Here is a 398-nt window from a genome sequence, read left to right as displayed (position 1 = left end):
AATCACTCGTTCAAGATCAATGCCAGCAGCCACTATTGTCCCAAGATTGTGTTCAAAGAATTTCTGCATCGCTACGGTGAGATTATCATAGTCATGGGTTCGGCTGCTATGCATCGTTACCATTCCAACATTTGCCTTAGCCATCAAAATTAGTTTTTGTTTTGAATTAAATGCCTGCACATCATTAATAATATCTACCCCGGCCTCAATTGCCGCTGCCATTACCGGGAGTTTATACGTATCAACTGCGATCGCAATCTGGGGATAGTTTTCACGAAGAAGCTGAATAGCCGGCATAATTCGCGCAATTTCTTCTTCTGGATCAACCTCTTTAAAGCCACCCGGTTTCGTAGTTTGCCCACCGACTTCAATTACATTTGCACCGGCTGCTACCATCT

1 protein-coding gene is annotated in these 398 nt (G+C 43.7%); it reads right to left on the bottom strand.

Going from position 1 to position 398, the window contains the following annotated elements; all coding sequences use genetic code 11:
• A partial coding sequence (locus AACL61_RS02685; RefSeq protein WP_339110953.1) for a dihydropteroate synthase occupies nucleotides 1-398 on the bottom strand: 398 nt, incomplete at both ends.

The organism is Limosilactobacillus reuteri subsp. porcinus, assembly GCF_036621895.1.
In the GTDB taxonomy this organism is placed as follows: domain Bacteria; phylum Bacillota; class Bacilli; order Lactobacillales; family Lactobacillaceae; genus Limosilactobacillus; species Limosilactobacillus reuteri_J.
Note: the sequence above shows the minus strand (reverse complement) of the source record. Positions and strands in the feature narration are given on the sequence as shown.